This is a genomic window from Microbacterium sp. LBN7 (assembly GCF_045690345.1).
Classification (GTDB): Bacteria; Actinomycetota; Actinomycetes; order Actinomycetales; family Microbacteriaceae; genus Microbacterium.
This window is the reverse complement of the sequence record NZ_CP147856.1, coordinates 2679268-2702124: the sequence shown is the minus strand read 5'-3', so window position 1 is coordinate 2702124 and position 22857 is coordinate 2679268. Positions and strand designations below refer to the sequence as shown.

The 22857-nt window shown below is 70.6% G+C and carries 22 protein-coding genes; 15 read left to right on the top strand and 7 right to left on the bottom strand.

Annotated elements, in window-relative coordinates:
• Positions 1 to 20 precede the first annotated feature (20 nt).
• Positions 21 to 1193, bottom strand: a complete 1173-nt coding sequence (locus LBN7_RS12975) for an ROK family protein (RefSeq protein WP_407359871.1) — start codon at positions 1191 to 1193, stop codon at positions 21 to 23.
• Positions 1194 to 1278: 85 nt separating this feature from the next.
• Here LBN7_RS12975 and LBN7_RS12970 point away from each other — a divergent pair, with 85 nt between their 5' ends.
• Genes LBN7_RS12970 through LBN7_RS12930 form a run of 9 tightly spaced genes read left to right on the top strand, consistent with a single transcriptional unit; the run spans position 1279 to position 9511 of the window.
• Positions 1279 to 2310 carry a hydroxyacid dehydrogenase gene (locus LBN7_RS12970; protein WP_407359870.1) on the top strand — a complete coding sequence of 344 codons (1032 nt, stop codon included), beginning with the start codon at positions 1279 to 1281 and terminating at the stop codon, positions 2308 to 2310.
• 2 nt (positions 2311 to 2312) lie between these two features.
• Positions 2313 to 3683 carry a sulfatase gene (locus LBN7_RS12965; protein WP_407359869.1) on the top strand — a complete coding sequence of 457 codons (1371 nt, stop codon included), beginning with the start codon at positions 2313 to 2315 and terminating at the stop codon, positions 3681 to 3683.
• A 27-nt stretch (positions 3684 to 3710) separates the two neighbouring features.
• Entirely contained in the window at positions 3711 to 4988 is a 1278-nt protein-coding gene (locus tag LBN7_RS12960) for an extracellular solute-binding protein (RefSeq protein WP_407359868.1), read from the top strand.
• A 59-nt stretch (positions 4989 to 5047) separates the two neighbouring features.
• Entirely contained in the window at positions 5048 to 5974 is a 927-nt protein-coding gene (locus tag LBN7_RS12955; RefSeq protein WP_116635435.1) for a carbohydrate ABC transporter permease, read from the top strand.
• On the top strand, positions 5971 to 6867 hold the full coding sequence (locus LBN7_RS12950; protein WP_407359867.1) for a carbohydrate ABC transporter permease: 897 nt from the start codon (positions 5971 to 5973) through the stop codon (positions 6865 to 6867). The genes LBN7_RS12955 and LBN7_RS12950 overlap by 4 nt, the downstream gene beginning before the upstream one ends.
• Positions 6864 to 7775, top strand: coding sequence for a gfo/Idh/MocA family oxidoreductase (locus LBN7_RS12945; RefSeq protein WP_341947510.1), 912 nt, complete (start codon positions 6864 to 6866; stop codon positions 7773 to 7775). Before LBN7_RS12950 ends, LBN7_RS12945 begins: the two co-directional genes overlap by 4 nt.
• Positions 7776 to 7812: 37 nt before the next feature.
• A complete protein-coding gene (locus LBN7_RS12940; RefSeq protein WP_407359866.1) occupies positions 7813 to 8808 on the top strand; it encodes a formylglycine-generating enzyme family protein in 996 nt (331 codons plus the stop codon).
• Positions 8805 to 9164, top strand: a complete 360-nt coding sequence (locus LBN7_RS12935; RefSeq protein ID WP_116633960.1) for a YidH family protein — start codon at positions 8805 to 8807, stop codon at positions 9162 to 9164. The genes LBN7_RS12940 and LBN7_RS12935 overlap by 4 nt, the downstream gene beginning before the upstream one ends.
• Entirely contained in the window at positions 9161 to 9511 is a 351-nt protein-coding gene (locus LBN7_RS12930) for a DUF202 domain-containing protein (protein ID WP_407359865.1), read from the top strand. Before LBN7_RS12935 ends, LBN7_RS12930 begins: the two co-directional genes overlap by 4 nt.
• Positions 9512 to 9539: 28 nt before the next feature.
• On the opposite strand, the gene LBN7_RS12925 is transcribed toward LBN7_RS12930, so the two are convergent.
• On the bottom strand, positions 9540 to 10514 hold the full coding sequence (locus LBN7_RS12925) for a LacI family DNA-binding transcriptional regulator (protein WP_407361721.1): 975 nt from the start codon (positions 10512 to 10514) through the stop codon (positions 9540 to 9542).
• 137 nt (positions 10515 to 10651) lie between these two features.
• On the opposite strand from LBN7_RS12925, the gene galT reads away from it, so the two are divergent.
• The 3 genes from galT to galE are packed head-to-tail and all read left to right on the top strand — an operon-like array spanning position 10652 to position 14140.
• Complete coding sequence (gene galT, locus LBN7_RS12920) at positions 10652 to 11869, top strand: galactose-1-phosphate uridylyltransferase (protein WP_407359864.1); 1218 nt, start codon at positions 10652 to 10654, stop codon at positions 11867 to 11869.
• Positions 11866 to 13110: a galactokinase gene (gene galK, locus LBN7_RS12915; RefSeq protein ID WP_407359863.1), complete on the top strand. Its 1245-nt coding sequence runs from the start codon at positions 11866 to 11868 to the stop codon at positions 13108 to 13110. Before galT ends, galK begins: the two co-directional genes overlap by 4 nt.
• Positions 13111 to 13159: 49 nt before the next feature.
• The gene (galE, locus tag LBN7_RS12910; protein ID WP_116633956.1) at positions 13160 to 14140 is read left to right on the top strand and encodes a UDP-glucose 4-epimerase GalE; all 981 of its coding nucleotides are present in this window, start codon (positions 13160 to 13162) and stop codon (positions 14138 to 14140) included.
• Between the two features lie 53 nt (positions 14141 to 14193).
• On the opposite strand, the gene LBN7_RS12905 is transcribed toward galE, so the two are convergent.
• Genes LBN7_RS12905 through LBN7_RS12895 form a run of 3 tightly spaced genes read right to left on the bottom strand, consistent with a single transcriptional unit; the run spans position 14194 to position 17615 of the window.
• The gene (locus tag LBN7_RS12905; RefSeq protein WP_341947505.1) at positions 14194 to 15531 is read right to left on the bottom strand and encodes an MFS transporter; all 1338 of its coding nucleotides are present in this window, start codon (positions 15529 to 15531) and stop codon (positions 14194 to 14196) included.
• On the bottom strand, positions 15528 to 16457 hold the full coding sequence (locus LBN7_RS12900) for a polysaccharide deacetylase family protein (RefSeq protein WP_407359862.1): 930 nt from the start codon (positions 16455 to 16457) through the stop codon (positions 15528 to 15530). The genes LBN7_RS12905 and LBN7_RS12900 overlap by 4 nt, the downstream gene beginning before the upstream one ends.
• Before the next feature lie 21 nt (positions 16458 to 16478).
• Complete coding sequence (locus tag LBN7_RS12895) at positions 16479 to 17615, bottom strand: ROK family protein (RefSeq protein WP_407359861.1); 1137 nt, start codon at positions 17613 to 17615, stop codon at positions 16479 to 16481.
• A gap of 90 nt (positions 17616 to 17705) precedes the next feature.
• Between LBN7_RS12895 and LBN7_RS12890 the strand changes: the two genes are divergently transcribed.
• The gene (locus LBN7_RS12890; RefSeq protein ID WP_407359860.1) at positions 17706 to 18026 is read left to right on the top strand and encodes a hypothetical protein; all 321 of its coding nucleotides are present in this window, start codon (positions 17706 to 17708) and stop codon (positions 18024 to 18026) included.
• An 11-nt stretch (positions 18027 to 18037) separates the two neighbouring features.
• On the opposite strand, the gene LBN7_RS12885 is transcribed toward LBN7_RS12890, so the two are convergent.
• Positions 18038 to 19540, bottom strand: a complete 1503-nt coding sequence (locus LBN7_RS12885; RefSeq protein WP_407359859.1) for a DUF222 domain-containing protein — start codon at positions 19538 to 19540, stop codon at positions 18038 to 18040.
• Positions 19541 to 19693: 153 nt separating this feature from the next.
• Here LBN7_RS12885 and LBN7_RS12880 point away from each other — a divergent pair, with 153 nt between their 5' ends.
• Together LBN7_RS12880 and LBN7_RS12875 are read left to right on the top strand one after the other, a co-directional pair.
• A complete protein-coding gene (locus LBN7_RS12880; RefSeq protein WP_407359858.1) occupies positions 19694 to 20221 on the top strand; it encodes a GNAT family N-acetyltransferase in 528 nt (175 codons plus the stop codon).
• A 299-nt stretch (positions 20222 to 20520) separates the two neighbouring features.
• Complete coding sequence (locus tag LBN7_RS12875) at positions 20521 to 21354, top strand: M23 family metallopeptidase (RefSeq protein ID WP_407359857.1); 834 nt, start codon at positions 20521 to 20523, stop codon at positions 21352 to 21354.
• A 49-nt stretch (positions 21355 to 21403) separates the two neighbouring features.
• Here LBN7_RS12875 and LBN7_RS12870 read toward each other — a convergent pair whose 3' ends face one another.
• Positions 21404 to 22855: a gamma-aminobutyraldehyde dehydrogenase gene (locus tag LBN7_RS12870; RefSeq protein ID WP_407359856.1), complete on the bottom strand. Its 1452-nt coding sequence runs from the start codon at positions 22853 to 22855 to the stop codon at positions 21404 to 21406.
• Positions 22856 to 22857: the final 2 nt, after the last annotated feature.

The following is a 22857-nucleotide window of genomic DNA, read 5'->3' as shown; positions in this document are numbered from 1 at the left end:
CCTTCACCGACTGTCCGGCGTCAGCGGGGGTCGGCGCGATCCGTGGTGAAGAGCTCGGTGACCATGTCATATCCGGCGCCGCGCGCGAAGACGTCGCTGTCGGCCGCCACGGTCACGAGCCCGGGAGCGGTGCCGTCGCCGTAGACGTACTCGCCGACGAGCGCCTGCTCGCAGCTCTCCTGGAAGGCCGGGACCCGTACCTCGGGCGAGAGCACCAGCACGATGCGTTCGGGGCCGAACATCTTCCCGGCATTGGCGAGCGCGATGCCGAGCTGGCGGCCGCCTTCGGCCAGCACGTCCTGCGCCACCTTCTCGGTGAGATCGGCCGCACCCCCGCGCCGCTCGGATTCGCGCTGCATGCCCCACACACTGCTCCAGGTCTCCAGGCACCCGGAGCCGCCGCAGTGACACGGCCGACCGCCGTCCCGATCGCCGAGGGCGGAGTGCGCGAATCCGCCGGCCGATCCCCCGAACCCGCGGTGGATGCGCCCGTGGACCAGCATCGATGCCCCGAGGCTCACCCCCACGCTGACGACGATCACGTCGCGCTCCGCGAGATCCGCGTCGAGGAGGACGAGCCCCGCGGTGAAGCTGTTCACCAGGCTGTCGATCACCACGCGCCCGGAGCTGCGGTCCTCGACCATCCGCGCGAACGGCACATCCTGCCAGCCGAGCGCGCCGCTGTGGCGGACGATCCCGCGCGGGCGATCCACGATCCCGGACAGCGCGATGCTGATGCCGCGGAGTGCGGATGCCGGATGCTCTGCCGCGACGGCATCCACGATCGCGACGACCGCATCGGCGGCGGACTCCGGATCGGTCGCGGTCAACGGGGCCGTGCGCGTGGAGACGACGTCGCCCCTCAGGTCGACCAGGGCGACCTCGACGCCGTCCGGCGAGAGACGGACGCCCGCCGCGACCACCGCATCGCGCCCGAGCTCGATGAGCCGAGCGGGGCGCCCTCCCGTCCCCCGCAGCATCTCGCTCTCGATCAGCAGTCCATCGCGGACGAGCTGGCTGGTGATCCCCGTCACCGTCGCGGGGCTGAGGCCGGTGACGCTCGTGACCTCGGCGCGCGAGGTCGTGCCGCTGCGACGGACCACATCCAGCACGAGGGCCTCATTGATCTCGCGGATGAGAGCCTTGCTCCCCACGCGCGCCAGTAGCCGGACATCCATGACCCCGTGCACCATCGCCGCTCCTCATCGTTCAGCCGATGCTCTCATTCTATTATTTTTGTCATTGACAAAACGAATCACGGCTGATTGACTTCCTGGCATGTCGAACGATGATGTCCGGGCGGACCCGTACCCGCAGAGCCGCGTGTCGAGGCTGCTGCTGAGCGTCGGGAGCGCCGAGCGTGCGGCGTTCTTCCCGGCAGGGGCGCTCGAAGACCTCTCGATCCACGCGGCCGGCATCGACATCGTCGAGCCGGAAGACGCGCGCAGCTCCGATGCCGTCTCGCTCGCCGAGATCGCGGTCGTGGCCTGGGGCTTCCCCCGACTCGACGCCGACATGCTCGCCCGGATGCCGCGGCTGCGGCTCGTCGTGAACGCGGCCTCGTCGGTGCGGGGCATCGTGAGCGACGAGTTCTGGGCCTCCGGCATCCCGATCTCGCAGGCGGGCGCCGCGATGTCACCCGCCGTGGCCGAGATGTCGCTCACCCTGACCCTCTCCCTCCTGCGCCGTGTGCACCGCATGGACCATGCCCTGCGCAACGGCATCCCGTGGGCCGCGGCCCGTGACATCACCCGCGCCAGGGAGATCAGCGGATGCCGCATCGCGGTGATCGGCGCGTCGCGCACCGGCCGCGAATACATCAGGATGTGCACGGCGCTCGGCGCCGACGTCCAGGTCTTCGACCCGTACCTGCGGGAAGACGATCCGCTCAGCACGCTGGCGGCACCCCTCCTCGAGCTCCTGTCGTCCAGCGACGTCGTCGCGATCCACGCCCCCGCCACGGCGGAGACCGCGGGGATGATCGGATGCCGTGAGCTCGCGGCGATGCCGGACGGTGCGGCACTCGTCAACACGGCGCGCGCGTCGCTCGTCGACATGGACGCGCTGTTCGACGAGGTCACCTCCGGCCGGCTCGACGCCGCCCTCGACGTGTTCGAGAGCGAGCCGCTCCCGGACGACGACCGCTGGCGCTCGCTGCCCAACGCCCTGCTCACCGGTCACGTCTCCGGAGCGACCAGGGAGTCGCGTGCGCGTGCAGGACGGATCGTGATCGACGAGATCGCCCGCTTCCTCGCCGACGAGGACCTGCAGCACCGGGTGACCGCCGACGCACTCGAGAGGATGGGCTGAGCATGGCGCGCAGCATCCTGCTCCTGCACTGCCACGACCTCGGCCGCTTCCTCGGGGCCTACGGCGTGACCACGGTGACGACACCGCACCTCGACGCGCTCGCTGCCGAGTCGACGGTGTTCGATGCGGCGTTCGCCACGTCCCCGCACTGCAGCCCGGCACGCGCATCGCTCTTCACCGGCGCGTACCCGCAGCGCCACGGCGTGCTCGGCCTCACGCATGAGCCCTTCGGCTGGGACCTCGTCGATCCGACCACCCACATCGCGCATCGGCTCAACCGCACCGGCTACCGCACCGAGCTGATCGGCGTGCATCACGAATCGCGTGCGCTCCCCGACGAGGAGCTCGCCGCACGACTCGGCTTCGACCGGGTGCGCACGGGAGGCGACCGCGACGTCGTCGTCGAGCGCGCCATCGACGCGCTGCAGCGCGCCTCGGCATCCGACCGGCCGTTCTATCTCCAGGTGGGATTCCACGAGCCCCACCGCAGCCCCTCCGCCCGCGACCGCGCAGGGATCATGGGCTTCCTCGGCGATCGCGTCGAGCCGGACTCGGCGAACGGGGTCTCCGTCCCGTCGTACCTGAGCGACACCGCCGACGCCCAGGAGGAGATCGCCGAGCTGCAGGGCGCCGTCCGCCACATGGACGAGGGCGTCGGCGCGATCCTCTCCGAGCTGGAGCGTCTCGGCCTCGCGGACGACACGATCGTGGTCTTCACGACCGACCACGGCCTGGCCCTCCCCCGGGCGAAGTGCACGCTCTATGACGCGGGCGTGGGCGTCGCCCTCTTCCTGCGTGTGCCCGGCCGACCCGCCTGGACGGCGCGGCGCATCACCGGGCTCGTGAGCCACGTCGACGTCGTGCCCACGCTCCTGGAGCTCACGGCATCCGCCCCCTCCGCCGACGTCGCCGGGACGAGCCTGGTGAGCCTGGTCGAGCAGGATGCGCCCGCCCGACCCTTCACCTACGGGCAGCTGAGCTATCACACCTACTTCGACCCGAAGCGCTCCGTCCGCTCCGCCGATGCGAAGCTGATCCTGAACCTGTCCAACGCGCCGCGCGCGATGGACCCGACCCAGTCGTGGATGCACCGCAGCATCCCCGTCGATCTGACGGGACCGACCATCGGGACGAGCGCGGTCATGGAGTTCTACGATCTCGCCGCCGACCCCGACGAGCTCGTCAACCTCATCGACGACCCCGCCTGGAGGGAACGGGTCGCCGCGTTCGCCGACGCCCTGTGGACCTGGATGCGCGACACCGAGGATCCTCTGCTGTCCCGCCCGGCCTCCCCCCGCCATGCCCTCGCCCTGACCACCCTCGAGCAGATCGCGCGCACGCACTCCGCGGCGTCTATCGGCGCTCGCACCTGACCCCCACCCGAGAGAGAGATCACTGCAATGAAGCACCGCATCGCCCGAGCGGCGGCCGTCACCGCCGTCGCCGCACTCGCCCTCACCGCCTGCTCCGCCCCCGCTGCCGACACCGACGCCGGCGGCGACGACGCAGCCCTGAAGGGCGAGGTCACCCTCTGGATGTACCCGGTGATCCGCGACGAGGCCGCCAGCAAGGACTTCTGGGAGACCGCCGAGGCCGACTACGAGACGGAGTTCCCCGACGTCGACCTCACCATCGAGCTGCAGACCTTCGACAAGCGCGACGAGCAGATCTCTGCCGCGCTCGCCGCGAACTCCGGTCCGGACATCGTCCTGATCACCCCCGATCAGGCGGCCACCTACCTCAACGTGGGTGGCCTGCTCCCCGTCGACGACGCCATCGAAGACGAGCGCGACGCGTTCTTCCCTGCCACGTTGGAGGCCGCGACGTTCGAGGACGAGCTGTACGGCGTCCCGCTGTTCCAGAACGTCTTCACGACCGCCTACAACAAGACGGTGTTCGATGAGGCGGGTCTCGAACTGCCGACGACCTGGGACGAGATCCGCGAGGCGGCCCCCGTCCTCGCCGACAGCGGCATCGCTGTGATGGACTACCTGGGCACGCCGGAGCAGACGCTGAACCTCAGCTTCTACCCGTTCCTCTGGCAGGCGGGCGGCACGGTGTTCTCCGACGACGGGACCGAGATCGCCTTCGACTCGAAGGAGGGCGTCGAGGCGCTCGAGTTCCTCGTCGAGCTGCAGAAGGAGGGCGGCCTCCCCGCGGACGCCGCCACCCAGTCGGTCGGCATCGAGGGCTCGCCGCTCGCGGCCGGCACCGTCGGCATCCGCCCCACCACGCAGCCGTCGGAGCTGGCGCAGATGCGTGCGGCCCTCGGCGAGGAGAACGTCGTGGTGGGCCCGCCTCTGGAGGGCGAGACGCAGGCCACGTACGGCAACCCCGGCCTGCTGTCCCTCACGTCGATCAACAAGAGCGAGAACAGGGCGGCCGCGTCGTCCGTGCTCGCCTTCCTGACCTCGAAGGACTTCCAGACCGAGCTCAACGCCGCGGCGGGCAACTTCCCGTCCCGGACAGACGTCGAGATCGCCGGCCCCGAGGCGGACAGGGCGGCATACGAAGCGGCTCTGAAGGTCGCGAACCCCGGCGAGCCCAACCCGGCCGCCCGCCAGGTGATGGCCGTGCTCGCCCCGTACATCCAGTCGGCTCTGCGCGGTGACCTCTCCGCGAAGGATGCTCTCGAGAAGGCCGCCGAAGAGGCGCAGGCCGTCCTCGACCGCTCCTGACCCTTCCCACCGCCCCGTGCGGGGGCTGCGGCCCCCGCACACCCACCCGAGAGGACGCCATGTCCGTCACCACCGCACCGCGCCGCACCACCGGCACCCGTGCCGCTGCGGGCCGCACCGCTCGCCGCCGCGAGGCGCTGGCCGGCATCCTGTTCGTCCTGCCCACCCTCGCGATCTTCGCCCTGTTCAAGTTCCTCCCGATCGCGGGAGCCGGGGCGATGAGCCTGACCCGGTACCGGCTCAACGGCGACATCGAGTTCCTCGGCGTCGACAACTACACGCGGCTGTTCGCCGATCCGCACTTCTGGCAGAGCCTGTGGGTCACGCTGCTCTACGTCGTCTTCTTCGTGCCGCTGATCATCGTGGTCTCGCTCGCCGGGGCCGTGCTGCTGAACCGGCTGCTGCGACTGAGCGGGCTGTTCCGCGCCCTGCTCTTCGTTCCCTACCTGAGCTCCTTCGTGCTCGCCGGGATCGTCTGGAAGTGGATCTTCGCCTCCGACGGCCCGCTGAACACCGTGATCACCTCGGTCGGACTGGAGCCGGTGCCGTTCCTCACCGGCGACCAGTGGCTCGTGCTGGCGAGCCTCGCGCTCGTCGCCGTCTGGAAGGGCTTCGGGTACTCCATGCTCATCTTCCTCGCGGGCCTCAAGGCGCAGCCCGCCGAGGTGCACGAGGCGGCGACCATCGACGGAGCGGGACCGTGGAAGTCGTTCTGGCACATCACGCTCCCCCTCCTCAAGCCGGTGCTCTTCTTCGTCCTCGTGATCGAGACGATCGTCGGATTCCAGGTGTTCGACACGATCTACGTGATGACCGGCGGCGGTCCCGCCCGGGCGAGCTACAGCCTCATCTACTTCCTGTACGACCAGGGCTTCAAGTTCTTCGACTTCGGATACGCGGCGGCGGTCGGCATCGTGCTGTTCGTCATCGTGCTCGTCCTCTCGCTCATCCAGCGGGGATTCTTCGAAAGGAAGGAGCGGTCATGACCTCGACCGCCATGACTCCCGCCGCCGTCCCGGACAGCATCCGTCCGTCCTCGCCCGTGCCGGGCACCAAGCGTCCGCGCCGACGGCGCCGCACGGGCCAGACGTGGACCCTGGTCGCGCTCATCGTGATCTCGCTCTTCACCGTGGCCCCGCTGATCGCGGTCGTGATCCTCGCGCTGTCACCGGCGGACGCACCGACGATCCCGCATGCGATCCCCGAGGCGCTCACCTTCGACAACATCATCCGGATCTTCCGCGTCGGCGAGTTCCCGCTCTGGGTGTGGAACTCCGTCGTGTACTCGGTCGTCTCGGTCGTCATCGTGCTCTTCACCGCGGCGATGGCCGCGTACGCCCTCGCCCGCAAGCGGTTCCCGGGGCGCAACGCCCTGCTGTGGTCGATCATCGCGACCCTCATGGTCCCGATGCAGGCGACGCTGATCCCGACGTTCATCCTCGTCGCCGGAGCGGGAGGCGTGAACACCCTGTGGGGCCTGATCCTGCCGACGCTCGCGAACGCGCAGGCCGTGTTCCTGATCCGGCAGTTCGTGATGGACATGCCGGACGAGCTCTTCGACGCGGCCCGCATCGACGGAGCCGGCGAGTGGCGCACCTTCGTCTCGATCGTCCTGCCGCTGATCAAGCCGGTGCTCGCGACCCTCGCGATCTTCGTGTTCCTCTGGCACTGGAACGACCTGCTCTGGCCGCTCGTCGTCGGCCAGTCCGACGAGGCGCGGACGCTCACGGTGGGGCTCGCGACGCTCAACACCGAGACGGTCTCGACCTCGAACATCATGGCGGCGGCGCTGATCAGCTTCGTGCCCTGCTTCCTGATCTTCATCTTCCTGCAGCGCCACATCGTCGAGAGCATCACGGCGAGCGGGATCAAGGGATGACCGGGCCGCAGCCGATCCGATTCGGTCTGATCGGCGTCGACTCCTCGCACGCGCGCCAGTTCACCCGCCTGTTCGGCGACGGCCGCTCCGGACGCGTGCACGACGGGACGGTGACGGCAGCCTGGCAGGCGCCGACCTCTGCGGACTTCCCGCCCAGTCGGGACCGCAACGACGAGAACGCGAGTGCTCTCTCCGACGCCGGCGTGCCGCTGCTGGACTCACCGGAGGCGGTGGCCGAAGCATCCGACGCCCTGCTGCTGGTGTCCTCCGACGTGCGCACGCGGCGGGAGCAGTTCGCCCGCATCGCCCCCTCCGGCAAGCCCGTGTACGTCGACACCCGGTTCGCGGCCGACGCGCAGGATGCCAGCGAGATGCTGCAGCTCGCCGCAGACTCCGGATGCCTGGTGCTCAGCGGCTCCCCGAAGCGGTTCACCCCCGAGTTCCTCGCGCTTCCGGCGGCGGAGATCGAGTCGATCGAGCTCCGCGGGCCCCTGGTCGTGCAACCCGGCCATCCGGGTCTCTCCTGGTACGGCGTGCACCTCGTCGACCTGGCCGTGGCGCTCTTCGGGCCGGGGTGCGCGCTCGTCGAGCCGCGCGGCACCGGCGTGCGCCTGGTCTGGCCGGATGGCCGGAGCGCGACGCTCAGCGGTCCGGCGGAGTGGGATCCGTGGACTCGCGGGCGAGCTCGGACGGCGTCCGGTGAGGTCGGTTTCACGATCGAGTCGGACGAGGACATGCTGACCGGCCTCCTCGATTCCGTCGTGCGATCGTGCCGCAGCGGCGAGCCGAACATCGACCCCGCCGAGATCGTCGCGATCTCTCGGATCGTGGCCGCCGGCTCCGAGACTCTCGCGACCCGCCTGCCCCTCGCTCTGCCGAAGCGGGCGCCGGACGCCGACGAACGCTGACAGCGCGATGAGGACGGAGGACGGAGGACGGAGCGAGATGACCTCGGCGGATGACGCCGGCTGCGGACCGTCCTGCACCTGCGGAACTCCGTCCCGGAGCACTCTGCTCACGATCGGCGCCGCGGCCCCCGCCTCTCGTCTCGGTGCTCCGCCCCTCGCCGGCGGCACCGGACGGCACGCCGTGCCGCAGGCGATCATCCCGGCCGGACGATTCCTCATGGGCGACGCGAACGGAGACGCCAACCGCGGCGACGGCGAGGAGCCACGGCATCCCGTGACCCTCGACGGGTTCTCGATCGACGCCACCGCCGTGACGAACGACGACTTCGCGCGCTTCGCGGCAGACACCGGATACCGCACGGAAGCCGAGACCTTCGGCTACTCCGCGGTCTTCCACCTGGCGGTCGCCGCGCGCGCGAGCGACATCATGGGCCCGGCGGCGACGGCGCCGTGGTGGATCGGCGTCCGCGGTGCCGACTGGCGTCATCCGGGCGGGCGACTCTCGGATGCCGTGGGCGACGGCCTCGGCCGCCACCCGGTCGTGCACGTGAGCTGGAACGACGCGGCGGCCTACGCCGAGTGGAGCGGACGCCGCCTGCCGAGCGAAGCCGAGTGGGAGTACGCCGCCCGCGGCGGGATCGACGGCGCTCGGTACCCCTGGGGCGACGAGGCCGTCGACGCCGGCGGCTGGCGAGCGAACATCTGGCAGGGGCGGTTCCCCACCGAGAACACGATCGAGGACGGACACCTGACCACCGCTCCCGCCGACGCGTTCGCGCCCAACGGCTACGGATTGCACCAGACGGTCGGGAACGTCTGGGAGTGGTGCCGGGACTGGTACTCGGCGAGCGCCTACGCGGATGCCGCGACGTCGTCGCCGACCGGCCCCGCGCACGGCACCGAGCGCGTCCTGCGCGGAGGGAGCTACCTGTGCCACGATTCGTACTGCAACCGGTACCGGAACTCCGCGCGCTCGCGCAACACGCCGGATTCCTCGATGGGGAACGCGGGCTTCCGCACGGTGAGCGGATGAGGAACAGGTTCCCGGCATCCGTCTATCGACGCGGTCACGAGGCGGACGCGAGGTTCACCCTCGCGAACGAGCGCACCTTCCTCGCCTGGGTGCGCACCGGCCTCGCGCTGATCGCCGGCGGGGTGGCGCTCGAGCTGCTCGGCCTCGACCTCCACCCGGGTCTGCGGCTCGCCGCGTCGCTCGTGCTCGTCGTCGCCGGCACGGTCATCCCCGCTCTGGCCTGGATCGGATGGTGCCGCACCGAACGGGCGCTGCGTGAGGACACGGCACTGCCCGGCTCGGCGCTGAGCGCACTGCTCGCGGCCGTGGTCGCGGTTGCCGGAGCACTGGTGCTCCTGTCGATGGTTCTGCGATGACAGCGCCGCCGTTCGATCGCGGCCTGCAGCCCGAGCGTTCGGAACTCGCATGGCGGCGCACCTGCCTGACGTTCGGAATCACGTCGATCGTCGCGCTGCGCCTGCTTCCCGCGGTGTTCGACGATGCCCGCTGGGTCGTCGTCGGCGTGGTCGGCGTGCTGCTCTCGACCGTCCTGTGGACGCTCTCGCGACGACGAGGCCGGCGCACGTCCGAGGCGCTCCGGGCGCAGGGCCTTCGCGCACGGCTGCCCGGAGGAGGCCTGATCCTCGCCGTCTCGCTGGGGCTGAGCGTGGTCGGGGCCGCCGGGATGGCTGTCGTGATCGCCGCCGCGAACTCCCGCGGGTGAGCCGCAGGTATGGGCAGGTCTAGCCGGCTCAGCGCGGAGCGGTGCTGGCGCGTTCGACGAGCCGTGTCGGGATGACGGATGCCGCCTCGCCGACGGCATCCTCGCGCTCGGCGCCCTCCCCCTCGATCTCCGCGACCAGGGCGCCGACGGTGCGCTGGGCGAGAGCGGTGAAGTCCTGCCGGATCGTGGTCAGCGGCGGTCGGTAGTTCGCGGCGTCCGGCACGTCGTCGAAGCCGATCACACTGACGTCCTCGGGCACTCGACGGCCGGCTTCGGCGAGAGCCCGCAGCAGACCGAGGGCCATCTGGTCGTTGGCGCAGAACACAGCGGATGCCCCGGCCAGGGCGGCGCCGGCGGAGAACCCGGTGTCTGCGCTCCAGTCGCCGCGCACGACGGCAGGCGCAGAGATGCCCGCACTCGTGAGCGTCTCGCGCCACCCGCGCTCGCGCTCGGCGGCGGCGTAGGAGTCGGCGGGACCCGCGAGGTGATGCACGGTCTGGTGCCCGAGCGCGAGCAGCCGCGCCGTCGCGGCCGCCGCTCCGCCGTGGTGGTCGCTGTGCACGGTCGCGAATCCCGCCTCGGTCGGGGCGTCGACCACGACGAGGCGCAGTCCCGCGGGGCGCTCGTCCGCCGAGACCTGCGCCGAGGCCTCGTTCAGCACGATCGCGCCGTCGACCTCCTGCTCGGCCAGGCGCTCGAAAGCCGAGCCGACCCCGTCGGCCGCGGTCACGACCGTGAGGGCGTAGCCGCGTTCCGCCGCCGCCTCGGACGTCGCTTGCAGCATGCGCGAGTTGCCGACCGTCGCGAGGGTCGTGACCACGAGCCCGATGGTCTGCGACCTTCCGGTGCGCAGGGCTCGCGCGGCGCGATGGGGGCGGTAGCCGAGCTCGGCCATGGCCTTCTCGACACGTGCCCTGGTGTCCGGGTCGACACGAGGACTGTCGTTGACCACGCGCGAGACGGTCTGCCCGGAGACACCGGCGCGGGCGGCGACCATGGCCATCGAGACGCGTCCGGACGACGGGCGGCGCGAGCGAGGCTTCGACGCGAAGGAGTCGACATCGCTGTGGGTCACCGGCATCCTCCGTTCACAACTCAGGCGTGTTGACGTTATCACGGCGATGTGCGTACCATGTTTACGTGAACACGGAAAATCTTGCTGAGTTGCGCACGGAAGACCTCGGCGCCGGCGTCGTCAAGCGCGCCACCACGCTGGCCGACGGTCGCGACCTCATCTACTACGACGACCCCGGCACGACGCTCGGGGCCGAGCGCGCCGTCGACGCGCGCACGCTGGACCCCCGGCCCGAGACCGCGACGATGCGCCTCGACGTGCTCACCGGCGACTGGATCACCGTGGCCGCGAACCGGCAGAACCGTGTCATGATGCCGAGCGCCTCGGCCGACCCGCTCGCGCCCCAGACGCCCGACAACCCGTCCGAGGTGCCGTCCCGCTACGACGTCGCGGTGTTCGAGAACCGCTCTCCTGCCTTCGGCCCCGCGCTGGCCGAAGCCCTCGGCACGGCACCCGCCGCCACCAACCCTGCGCGCGGCCTCGACGACCTCGGAGCCCTCGGCCTCGGTCGCACCCGCACCTCGGTCGGCCGCTGCGAGGTCGTCTGCTTCAGCCCCGAGCACTCCGGGTCGTTCGGCACGCAGACCGTGACGCGCGCGCGCACCGTGATCGAGGCCTGGGCCGACCGCACGGCCGCCCTCTCGAAGCTCCCCGGCATCGAGCAGATCTTCCCGTTCGAGAACCGCGGCGAGGCGATCGGCGTCACGCTCCCGCATCCGCACGGCCAGATCTACGCCTACCCCTACGTGACGCCGCGCACCACGCGCCTGCTCGACTCGATCGACCGGACGGCCCCCGATCTGTTCCAGCACATCCTCGAGTTCGAGCAGGCATCCGAGCGCATGGTCTTCCGCGGGGAGCACTGGACGGCGTTCGTGCCGTTCGCCGCCCGCTGGCCGCTGGAGGTCCACCTGATGCCGCATCGTCACGTTCCGGACTTCGCCGAGACGACGGATGCCGAGCGCGACGAGCTCGCACCCCTCTACCTGCGCCTGCTGCGCGGTGTCGATGCCCTCTATGACTCCCCGACGCCGTACATCGCCGCGTGGCATCAGGCTCCGGTGAACGTCGGGCGCGAAAGCGTGCGCCTGCACCTGCAGCTCACGAGTCCCCGCCGCGCCGCCGACAAGCTGAAGTTCCTCGCCGGGTCCGAGGCCGCGATGTGGGCCTGGGCCGCCGAGGTCACCCCCGAGCAGGGTGCCGCGCGCATCCGCGAGGCGATCGAACGCGCAGCGACCGACGAGTCGTCGAGCCGGTCGACGGATGGCGAGGTGTCGGCATGACCTTCTCCGAGACCCACGAGACCGAGACGCAGGATGCTGCGCGCACGCTGTTCGTCGAGCTGACCGGCCGCGAGCCCGACGGGCTCTGGTCGGCCCCGGGACGGGTGAACCTCATCGGCGAGCACACCGACTACAACGACGGCTTCGTCCTCCCGTTCGCGATCCCGCACCGCACGGTCGCGGCCGTGGGGCTCCGTGACGACGATCGCGGCCGCGTGCGGGTCGCGTCGACGTTCGCGGCAGAGCCGGTCGAGGTCGCGCTCGACGAGCTCGACGAGATCTTCCCGACCCTTCGACCGGCTCAGGGACCCGGCTCAGATCGCCGACCCGCCGTGCCGGAGTGGGCGGCGTACCCGCTCGGCGTCGCGTGGGCTCTGCGCCAGGCGCTCACGACCGACGGCGCCGAACGCTCGTTCCGCGGGATGGACATCGCGATCGCCTCCGACGTGCCGGTCGGTGCCGGGCTCTCGTCCTCGGCGGCGATCGAGGGGGCCGCGGCATCCGCCCTGAACGACCTCTGGGACGCCGGGCTCGACCGCACCGCCCTCGCTCGCGTCGGCCGTCGCGCCGAGAACGAGGCGGTCGGCGCCCCGACCGGGATCATGGACCAGATGGCGTCGATGCTCGGTGAGCCGGACGCCGCGATCTTCCTCGACTGCCGCTCGCTCGAGGCGCAGCTCGTGCCGCTCGGTGTCGCCGAGGCCGGGCTCGCGATCCTCGTGATCGACACGCGCGTCAAGCACGCGCACTCCACCGGTGGATACGGCGAGCGCCGCGCGTCGTGTGAGCTCGGCGCCGAGATCATGGGCGTCCCCGCTCTGCGCGACGTGTCCGTCGACGATCTCCCGCGGGCCGCGGAGCTGATGGACGACGTGACCTTCCGCCGCGTGCGCCACATCGTGACCGAGAACCAGCGCGTGCTCGACACCGTGCGCGTGCTGCGCGAAGTCGGGGCGCGCGCGATCGGCGACCTGCTCGTCGCCTCGCACGTCTCGATGCGCGACGACTTCGAGATCTCCGTCCCCGAGCTGGACACCGCGGTCGACGCGGCACTGGCCGCGGGTGCGCTCGGCGCGCGGATGACCGGCGGAGGCTTCGGCGGAGCAGCGATCGCGCTGATCGAACGGGATGCCGTGGAGTCCGTGTCGGAAGCCGTGACCGCGGCGTTCGCGGCATCCGGTTTCACCGCCCCGGTGCTGTTCACGGTCACGCCGTCCGCCGGCGCGCACCGCGACGCCTGACAGAATGAGTGATCGAGCCGCGACGAGCCTGCGGCAGGAGAGGAACGCAATGTCCTGGATCGTCACCGGCGGCGCCGGCTACATCGGAGCCCACGTCGTCCGCGCCCTCGCGGATGCCGGACTGACCCCCGTCGTGCTCGACGACCTGTCCAGCGGAGTCCCGTCGTTCGTGCCGGAGGGCGTGCCGTTCGTGCAGGGCAGCATCCTCGATCGCGAGCTCGTCGAGAAGGCACTCCGCGATCACGACGCGGACGGCGTGATCCACGTCGCCGGCTTCAAGTACGCCGGCGTCTCGGTGCAGCGCCCGCTGCACACGTACGCGCAGAACGTCGAAGGCACGCGCGTGATCCTCGAGGCCATGGAGGCCGCGGGCGTCGCGAACATCGTGTTCTCCTCGTCGGCGGCCGTGTTCGGCACGCCCGATGTCGCCCTCGTCGAAGAGGACACCGCGAAGAAGCCGGCCAGCCCCTACGGCGAGTCCAAGCTCATCGGCGAATGGCTGCTGCGCGACCAGGCCGTCGCGACGGCCGACTCCGCGCACCCGCTGCGCCACACCTCGCTGCGCTACTTCAACGTGGTCGGATCCGCCGACCCGACGGTCTACGACGTCAGCCCGCACAACCTCTTCCCGATCGTCTTCGAAGCGCTGATCGCCGGGAAGACGCCGAAGATCTTCGGCGACGACTACGCCACCGAAGACGGCACCAATGTGCGCGACTACGTGCACGTCGGCGACATCGCCGCCGCGCACGTCGAGGCGGCGAAGCGCCTCTCGGGCGGACAGCCGATCGAGGCCGCCTACAACCTCGGCTCCGGCGACGGCCTCAGCGTGAAGCAGATCATGGATGCCGTCGCCCGCGTCACGGGCATCGACTTCACCCCCGAGATCGGCCCGCGTCGCCCCGGCGACCCCGACCGCATCGTCGCCACCGGAGAGCTCGCGGCGCGCGACCTCGACTGGAAGATGCGGTACTCGGTGGACGAGATGGTGCGGACGGGTTGGGAAGCTCGGCGCCTCTCCGGTTCTTAGGCCGATCGTCGAGCGAGCGCGGCGACCCGAAGTGACGAGACACCCCGGCTGTCTCAGACGTCGCGGGTGCGGATGGGGTAGAGCCAGAAGCAGAGCCACGCGAGGGCGGTGAACCCGAGCGGGACCACCGCGAGCATCAGGCGGATGCCGCCGTCGACGGACTCCGGCTGGGCATCCTCGAGGGCGGCGTCGAAACCCGATGCCGTCAGCACCCACGCCGCGACCACCGCCTGCAGCACCACGGAGCCGCGCACCACGAAGCCGTTCACCCCGAAGTAGGCGCCCTCGCGCCGGTGACCGGTGCGCACGGCATCCGCGTCGATGATCTGCGCGAGCATCACCTCGAGCAGCTGCAGCAGCCCGCCCACGCCGATGCCGACGGCCACGCCGACGAGCGCCGCGCCGAGCACGTTCGACGGAGCGAGGTAGCCGAGCACCGCGACACCGAAGACCGCCACGCTCCACAGCAGAGCCGTCCGGGGACTCGTGCGGCGCACGACCGCACTCCACAGCAGGATCGAGGGGATCGCGGTCACGAAGATCGCGCCGAGCAGGATGCTCCCTTCCCCCTCGTCCGCACCGAGCGAGTAGCGCACGTAGAACGGGATCGCGGCGAGGATCACGGCGACCGCGGTCTGCACGAAGAGGGAGCCGAGCACATAGGGGACGAACGCGCGATTGCGGAACGTGTAGCTCAACTGTTCGCGCCAGCGCATCTCCGCGGCGGCCGTCGCGCCGCCCGGCTCGGGTGCGCGACGCTCGATCATGCCGCCGAGGAAGGACCAGACGAGCAGCACGAGGCAGACGCCGCCCAGCACCATGGCCATACCCGGCCAGCCGATCGCACCGTAGAGGGCGGGTGCGCCGGCGGTTCCCAGCACCATGCCGAGGATCGCGAAGATCTGCCGCGGGACATTGCCCCTGGCCCGTTCCTCCGTGGTGCGGAAGATCTCGGGGAACAGGGCCGAGATGTTGAGGACGACCACCACGAACGCGATGTCGTAGACCGCGACGACGACGAGGAACCAGACGATGAGGCCCGCGACGGGCAGGTCGGGCGGCATCCACACCAGGGCGAACGCGACGACGAGCGGCACGATGCCGAGGCCGATCCAGGGGACGCGGCGACCCCACGGGGTGCGCAGCCGGTCGGAGAGCGCGCCGACGACCGGATTCAGCACTGCGTTGAGGACGCCGTGGGCGATCATCGACACCGCCACCCACCCGGCGGGCACGGCGAGCTGCGAGACGTAGAAGTAGACGACGAAGGCCGAGAAGGTCTGCGCCATGAGCTGGGTGGGGAACCCGGAGGCCCCGAACGCGATCGACTGCGCCCGCGTCGGCGCGGCATCCAACCGCCGTTCACGCAGTCGTCCGCCCAGTGACGTCATCGGATGCGGCTCCGCTGCAGGTCTCGCAGGTCTCGCCAGCCCACCCGGACGAGCGCTTCGTCCTCGATCGCCTGCAGGACCACCGGGTCGCTGAGGAGCCTGTGCTCGTAGCCGCGTTTCGCGGCCCCGTAGTCGACCGCGGCACGCAGCTCGTCGTCGTCGATCATCGGGTGCAGGTAGATCTCGGTGAGCCCGGCCGGCACCGCGCGCAGCAGGGCGACGAAGCCGTCGCGCACCTGCTCGTAGGTCTCCTCCTCGCTCGTGCCCTCACCGAGGAGTCCGAACGGATGGCTCCACAGCCGATCGATGATCTCGACTCCTGCCGCATCGGCCGCGGCTGCCGCCTCGTCGAGCTTCTTCTGCAGCGCGGCATCCGCTCCGACGCCGTCCATGCTGCGCGGCAGGCGGAAGGGAAGGCCGTGCCGGGCCGCGAGCGCGAAGACCGGTCGGAGGAAGTCGCGTCCGGTGAGGAGCCCGTAGACCGAGCCCATGTGGTTGTCGAGGTGGGTCACGTCGACGCCCGCGTCGAGGGCGGCCTGGAGCTGTGCCGCGAGCTCGGCGGCGACCTCCTCGTCGGTGGCCTCCTGCTCCACGGCGGCGACGTCGGCGGGGAAGAAGCCGTCGGCGTCGACGAGGGTCGTCGCAGTGCCGGTGAGCGGGCGCCAGCGGTAGCGGCTCCATTCGCTGGTCAGCACGAGGTGCACGCCGATGTCGAGGTCGGTGCGAGATGCCGCGAAGGCCAGCGCCTCCGGCGACCACGCGCACGGCACCATCAGCGTCGTCGAGTCGATCCTTGCGGTGGTGAGCAGGTCGACGATCGCGGTGTTGGCGGCATGGCACATACCGAAGTCGTCGGCGTTGAGGATGATCGCGCGCGCGCCCGGGGCGAGTCCGAGTCGATCGGCGAGGTCGGACGGAGCGGTCATCGGCGGATCCTGTCGGGACGGTCAGCGGCTGATCTTGGCGGACGGTGTGAGGATGCGGGTGAACAGCGCGACCCGAAGAGCAGATGCCGCCTCGCCGACGGCGCCGACCAGCGGCGCCTCCGGGCCGAACGAGGAGACGAGGAAGCGCAGCGGCAGCTGGGCCGCGTACTCGGCGGCGGTGCGTGCGACGGCGTCGACGAGCATCGGATGCACCGCATCGCCGCCGAGGATGAAGGCCTCGGGGTCGAGGACGAGTCCGACGGTGCCGGCGACGAGCACGATACGCCGGCCGATCTCGGCGACGAGCTTCTGCGCGACCTCGTCACCGCGGGCTGCGGCTTCGAGGTGCTGGAGGAGCGTGGCGTCGACGTCGAGCCCGAGGCCCAGCGCGAGATCTCCGACGACGGCGTCGTTGACGATCGGTGCGCCGATGGGCAGCGGGGTCTGCGGGAGGTACGCGACCTCTCCGGCGACCCCGGAGAATCCGCGGTGCAGAACTCCGTCGAGCACCATGCCTGCGCCGAGGCCGTCGTCGAGGTGGAGCAGCGCGAAGCTGGCGAGTTCGCCGCCCGACCCGGCGGTGAGCTCTGCGAGAGCCGCGAGGTTCACGTCGTTCTCGACGCGGACCGGGCAGCCGAGCGTCTCGGAGAGGGCGCTGCGGAAGGCTCCGCCGTCGGGTCCGAGGTCGTCGCGGATCCCTCCTTCGGGGGTGACGATACCCGGGACCCCGACGACCGCGAGATGCACGGGCCCCTTGAGGGCGCTGCGGCATCGCTCGATGAGCTCGACGATGCGCCCGACGCGGTCGCCGCTGAGGAAGGCGGCATGCTGCTCGGCTCGCACGGCTCCGGTCGCGTCGACGAGGACGACGTGGGCGGCATGATGGTCGACGTGCACGGCGGCGGCGAAGCCGAGGCGCGGGTGCAGTCCGACGCGGCCGGCCGCGGGTCCGCGGGTGTCGCGGTCGACGCCGGCAGCGGCGACGGCGCCGGCTCCGTCGAGCATGCGGAGCACCTGGGTCACGGCCGTGCGGGAGAGTCCGGTGGTGGCCATCAGCTCGGCGCGGGTCTGCGGGCCGCTGCGCGCCAGTGCCTCGAGGATCGCGCGGCCGTTGAGTGTGCGAAGCAGGCTCTGCGGTCCCGCGAGTGGTCTCGACATGTCATCCCTGGGTCGGCGTCCCGCCCACTATGCCACATCGGGTTGCACCCGTCGATGGGAGATTCGAGGCTCGGGATCTACGGTGGAATCGTGGATCATGACGAGCTGGTGCGTCTCCGTGGCTCTCTCACTCCACTGACCGAGGTCGATGCCGCAATCCCCGACCCCTGCAGCAATCTGTGGCTGCGAAAGAGCGGAGCGGATCCCTGGGAGTACGACGTGATGCTCATGGACACCTCCGAGGGATTCTGGACGTACAAGCGCGATGCGCGGGTGAATCTGCCATCGGACGAGATCCTCTGGGAGCGCGACGGGATTCGCTACCTCCGTCCAGACGCGATTCACTGGCTTCGATCGGCGTTGACCACCGCGCATCCCAGACATCCGTGGATCACCCTGCTCGACAGGTGACGCACAGTCGGTCAGCCGGCGCGCCCGTGGATGCCCTGGAGCAGGTGACTGGGCATACGCCAGCGCCGTTCGAGGTCCCACCACGCCGGGCCCCGCACCTGCGGGATGCCGTTCTGCACGCGGATCTCCCACCCACTCGTGTCGAGGGTGCGGTGGTGGTGCCAGCAGAGGGTGACGCCGTTGTCGGTGTGTGTGGGTCCGCCCCTGGCGTGTTCGGTGACGTGATGGATCTCGCACCAGGATGCCGGAACGTGGCATCCCGGTATGAGGCATTCCTTGTCGCGGAGGGTGATCGCGCGGCGTTGATGGACGGTGAAGATCCGTTCCGTGGTCCCGATGCCGATGATGCGCCCTTCGGGATCGAACAGCACCCGTTGGATGTTCCCTCCACACGCCGCGTGCCGGGCGGCGGCCATGCTCGTGGGGGTGTCTGTCCCGTCGATGTGCGCCCATCCGCGGCCGGTCGCATAGTCCCGGGCGGTGACCGACACGACGACGGTCGGAGCGGCACCTCCGAGGCGGGGCATCTCTTCGTGGCGGGCAGCGATCCCGAGCGCGGCGGCGAGAGCATCGTGCTGCTTCTGCGCCCGGGTGCGGGTGTCGACCATCCCGGTGGAGTCGCCACCGGGCAGAGTGTCGCCCTCGGCGTGCGGGTCCTCTGGAGTTTCGATCGTGTCGGCGCAGATCGTGTCGGCGTCGAGGTCTTCGGTGGGCCGGAAGCTCACACCCGGAAGGGGTGGGCCGTCGACCTTGGGGTTGAGGTAGGCGTCCCAGATGCGTTGCAGCTGCCCGGCCACTTCGGGGAGGAGGTCGCCACGGAGCGGGATGAGGCCGTTCTTCGCCCGGCCGAGGAGCACACCGCGCCCGCGCTGGGCGATGTCCTCCGCGGGTTCGGCGCCGTCGGGGTCGAGGTAGGTCACGATCACCTTCGCGAGAAGCCGCAGATCCTCCGGCGTCGCCGGCGGCGCCGCATCCGCATCGTCCGCATCCGCATCGGCATCGGCATCCGCATCCGCATCCGTATCCGCAGCGAACCCGCGTGCGAACGCCGCGAGTTCGGCATCCGCCCGCAACCGGTCTTCGGGACCGATGCGCCGCCCCGCCTGCTCCACCGGCACCGTGGCCGCCAACAGTCCCGCGACCCCGACGACCCCGTCGAGCAGTGCTTCCCGCATCTGCGGCCACAGCGCCGGAAGCGGCGCCCCCGACGTGAACTCGGTCTCGCGGTGCACGGCCTTCGCCGCCCGCACCACCCGCCCGGCCCCTGCCGCGTCCGTGCGCAGGGCCCGCTGCAGAAGCTCATTCATCGACGCGCACCCGAACGACCGGGCGAAATCGACATCGGTCGATGCGATGGTCTCCACGACCAGCGCTTCGACAACCCGCCGCACGTCACCCGCCACGCGAAGCAGCTCCATCTTCTCGGCATCCGACAGCACCCGAACGGCATCCGCACGCAGCACTCCGCGGACGTCGGGCACGACCCGATCGAAGATCTCCGCGGTGCTGTTCATACCCCCATTCAACCGAGGGCCACCGACATTCAAGACCCCAAATATCCCAGTTCAGGCGAATATTCCAATACTCTCGCGACAGCCAGTCCTCCTCCACAGAGCACCCACCAAGACGGCTCGCCCACACTCCCGCGGCCTCACTAGGCTGGCCCGATGACACCACCCCTCGAAGTCCGCGACGGCCGTGCCGACGACGCCGACGAGGTCGCCCGGATCCACGTGCGATCCTGGCAGGCCGCATACCGCGGGCTCATGGATCAGGAGGTCCTGGACTCCCTCTCGATCCCGGATCGCGCCGCCAACTGGCGGAGGTTCATCGCCGAACCGCTGCCCACGGGCCTCGGCATCCTGGTCGCCGTCCGCGACGACCGGATCCTCGGCTGGGCGTCGTTCGGCTCGGGGCGCGACGAAGACGGAGCGGCCGACGGCGAGATCTACGGCATCTACGCAGACCCCGATGCGTGGTCGACCGGAGTCGGCCACGCGCTCCTCACGAGCGCAGCGGAGCGGATCACGAATGCCGGCCACACCCGCGCCTACCTGTGGGTGCTCGACGGCAACGACCGCGCCGACGCCTTCTATGAGCGCCACGGATGGGAGCTCGACGGTGCCACGAAGGTGGACGAGCGGCCGAATCTCACGCTGAAGGAGCACCGGCGGGTCAAGGTACTCGTCGGCTGACGCCCGCTCGCCGCACGGCGCCCCAGCTCGCGCTCGATTTGACCCAGCGCGACACAGCGCATAAATTACGAATCGGTAACGGTGGCATCCGGGGGATCGACCGCCGAGTACATCCGCCTCCGGAAGGACCCGTCACGAACTCCCTGCCAACCGAGCCCGCTCAGGGTGCCTCGGAACCAGCCACCGACATCTCCCACCCGCAGCGCCCGCTGTTGCGCCGTGATCTTCGGCGCACCGCATCCGCGAGTGCACAGAGCCCCCGCCGAGCGAACGAGCCTGCGTCTGCACCCGATGCACCGATGTCGGTGCCGCTGTCACCCCAGCTGCCCCCGACGATCGCCCCTCGGCCGACCTCGAAGACGACGCGGCCGGTCGCACCGATCTCCCGGGTGCAGTCCCGCCGGACGAAGCGCCACTGGGCGAAGGTCAAGGCGCTCGGCGCCACGCTCGCCATCGGCGTGATGATGACCGGAGCAGCATTTCCCGGGCTCAACCCGCTGAGCGATCAGACCGCCGCGGCCAGCGCCGCAGCCGCCGTCTCCACCACCGCAGACGCCGACTCCCAGTCCTACACGGCGACGGACGAGATCCGCGCGGAGATCGCTCCGCGCGGGGCTTTCGCCGCGACGACGCCCGAGGAGATCAAGGAGACGCGCTCCCGTGCCGTCGCTGCCGCGGTCGCCGCCGGCATGCCGCTCAGCAGTGCGATGGAGATCCCGCTCGCCGACCGCATCGTGATGCCGATGGCCGATGGGACGTACTCGTTCACCGATGGCTTCGGCGCCTCACGACCCGGGCGGTCCCATCTCGGCCAGGACTTCGCCGCTCCGCTCGGCACGCCGATCAATGCGGCCATGAAGGGCTGCGTCTCCCGGTCGACCGAGAGCTTCGAGGGCTACGGCGTGACGATCCAGATCGAGAGCATCGTCGACGGGAAGGCCGTGAGCACCGTCTACTCGCACATGACGTACGGGAGTCGCGCGGTCGAGGTCGGCGACTGCGTCGAGGCAGGGCAGTACATCGGCGACGTCGGATCGACCGGATACGTGTTCGGCTCGTGCCTGCACTTCGAGGTGCACCTCAACGCCACCCCCGTCGACCCCCTGCCCTGGCTCACGGAGAACGTGACCTGACCCGGACACCCGCGCGGGGACCAGCGTTCAGCCGGCCCCGCGCAGGGCATCAGTCCAGCGCCGTCATCACGTGCTTGATGCGCGTGTAGTCGTCGAAACCGTACTGCGAGAGATCCTTGCCGTACCCGGAGTGCTTGAATCCGCCGTGCGGCATGTCCGACACGAACGGGATGTGGGTGTTGATCCACACGCAGCCGAAGTCGAGGTCGCGCGAGAACCGCATCGCCCGCGCGTGATCGGTCGTCCACACCGAGGAGGCCAGCGCGTAAGGCACGTCGTTCGCCATCTCCAGCGCCTCCTCCTCCGATTCGAAGGCCTGCACCGTGAGCACGGGACCGAAGATCTCGCCCTGCACGGCCTCGTCGTCCTGCCGCAGCCCCGACACGATCGTCGCCTCGAAGAAGTACCCGTGATCGCCCTGACGACGGCCTCCGGTCTCGATCGTCGCGTGCGCGGGAAGCCGCTCGACGAACCCCGACACCTGCGCGAGCTGCGCGGCGCTGCTCAACGGTCCGTACAGCACGCCCTCTTCGCGCGGCCCGCCCGTCCGCGCATCCGTCCGGGTCCGCTCGACGAGCGCCGCCACGAGCTCGTCATGGATCGACGAGTGCACGAGCACCCTGGTGGCCGCCGTGCAGTCCTGACCGGCGTTGAAGAAGGCGGCGTTGACGATCCCGGCCGCGGCCTTCTCGATCGACGCGTCCGGGAACACGATCGCGGGAGCCTTGCCGCCGAGCTCGAGGTGGACGCGCTTGACGTCGCTCGCGGCCGATCGTGCCACCGCCATGCCCGCGCGCACCGACCCCGTGATCGCGACCATCTGCGGAGTCGGATGCTCCACCAGTGCCACGCCCGTGTCGCGGTCGCCCAGCACGACGTTGAGCACGCCGGCGGGTGTGTGCAGCGCGACGATCTCTGCCAGCAGCAGCGTCGTGAGCGGGGTCGACTCGGCGGGCTTGAGCACGACCGTGTTGCCGGCGGCGAGCGCGGGCGCGATCTTCCACACCGCCATGTTCAGCGGGTAGTTCCACGGCGTCACCTGACCGATCACGCCGACCGGCTCCCTGCGCACGAACGAGGTGTGCCCGGCGAGGTACTCCCCCGCTGCGCGCCCCTCGAGACTGCGTGCGGCGCCGGCGAAGAAGCGGAGCTGGTCGATCGACTGCAGGATCTCGTCGGCGACGAGGCTCGCGCGGGGCTTGCCCGTGTCCTGCGACTCCAGGTCGGCGAACTCCTCGGCCCGCTCCTGCATCTCGTCGGCGATGCGGAACAGGGCGAGCTGCCGGTCGGCGGGAGTCGTGTCGCGCCACAGCGGGAAGGCAGCGGATGCCGCGGCGTAGGCCGCATCCACGTCACCGGCATCCGACACCGGGATCTCGCCGTAGGTCGCCTCGGTCGCCGGGTCGAGCAGCGGCATCCGTCCGGCACCGTTCGCGGGCACGTAGCGGCCGCCGATGAAGTTCTGCAGCGGGGCGGAGTTCTTCAGGAGATCACGGAGCATGG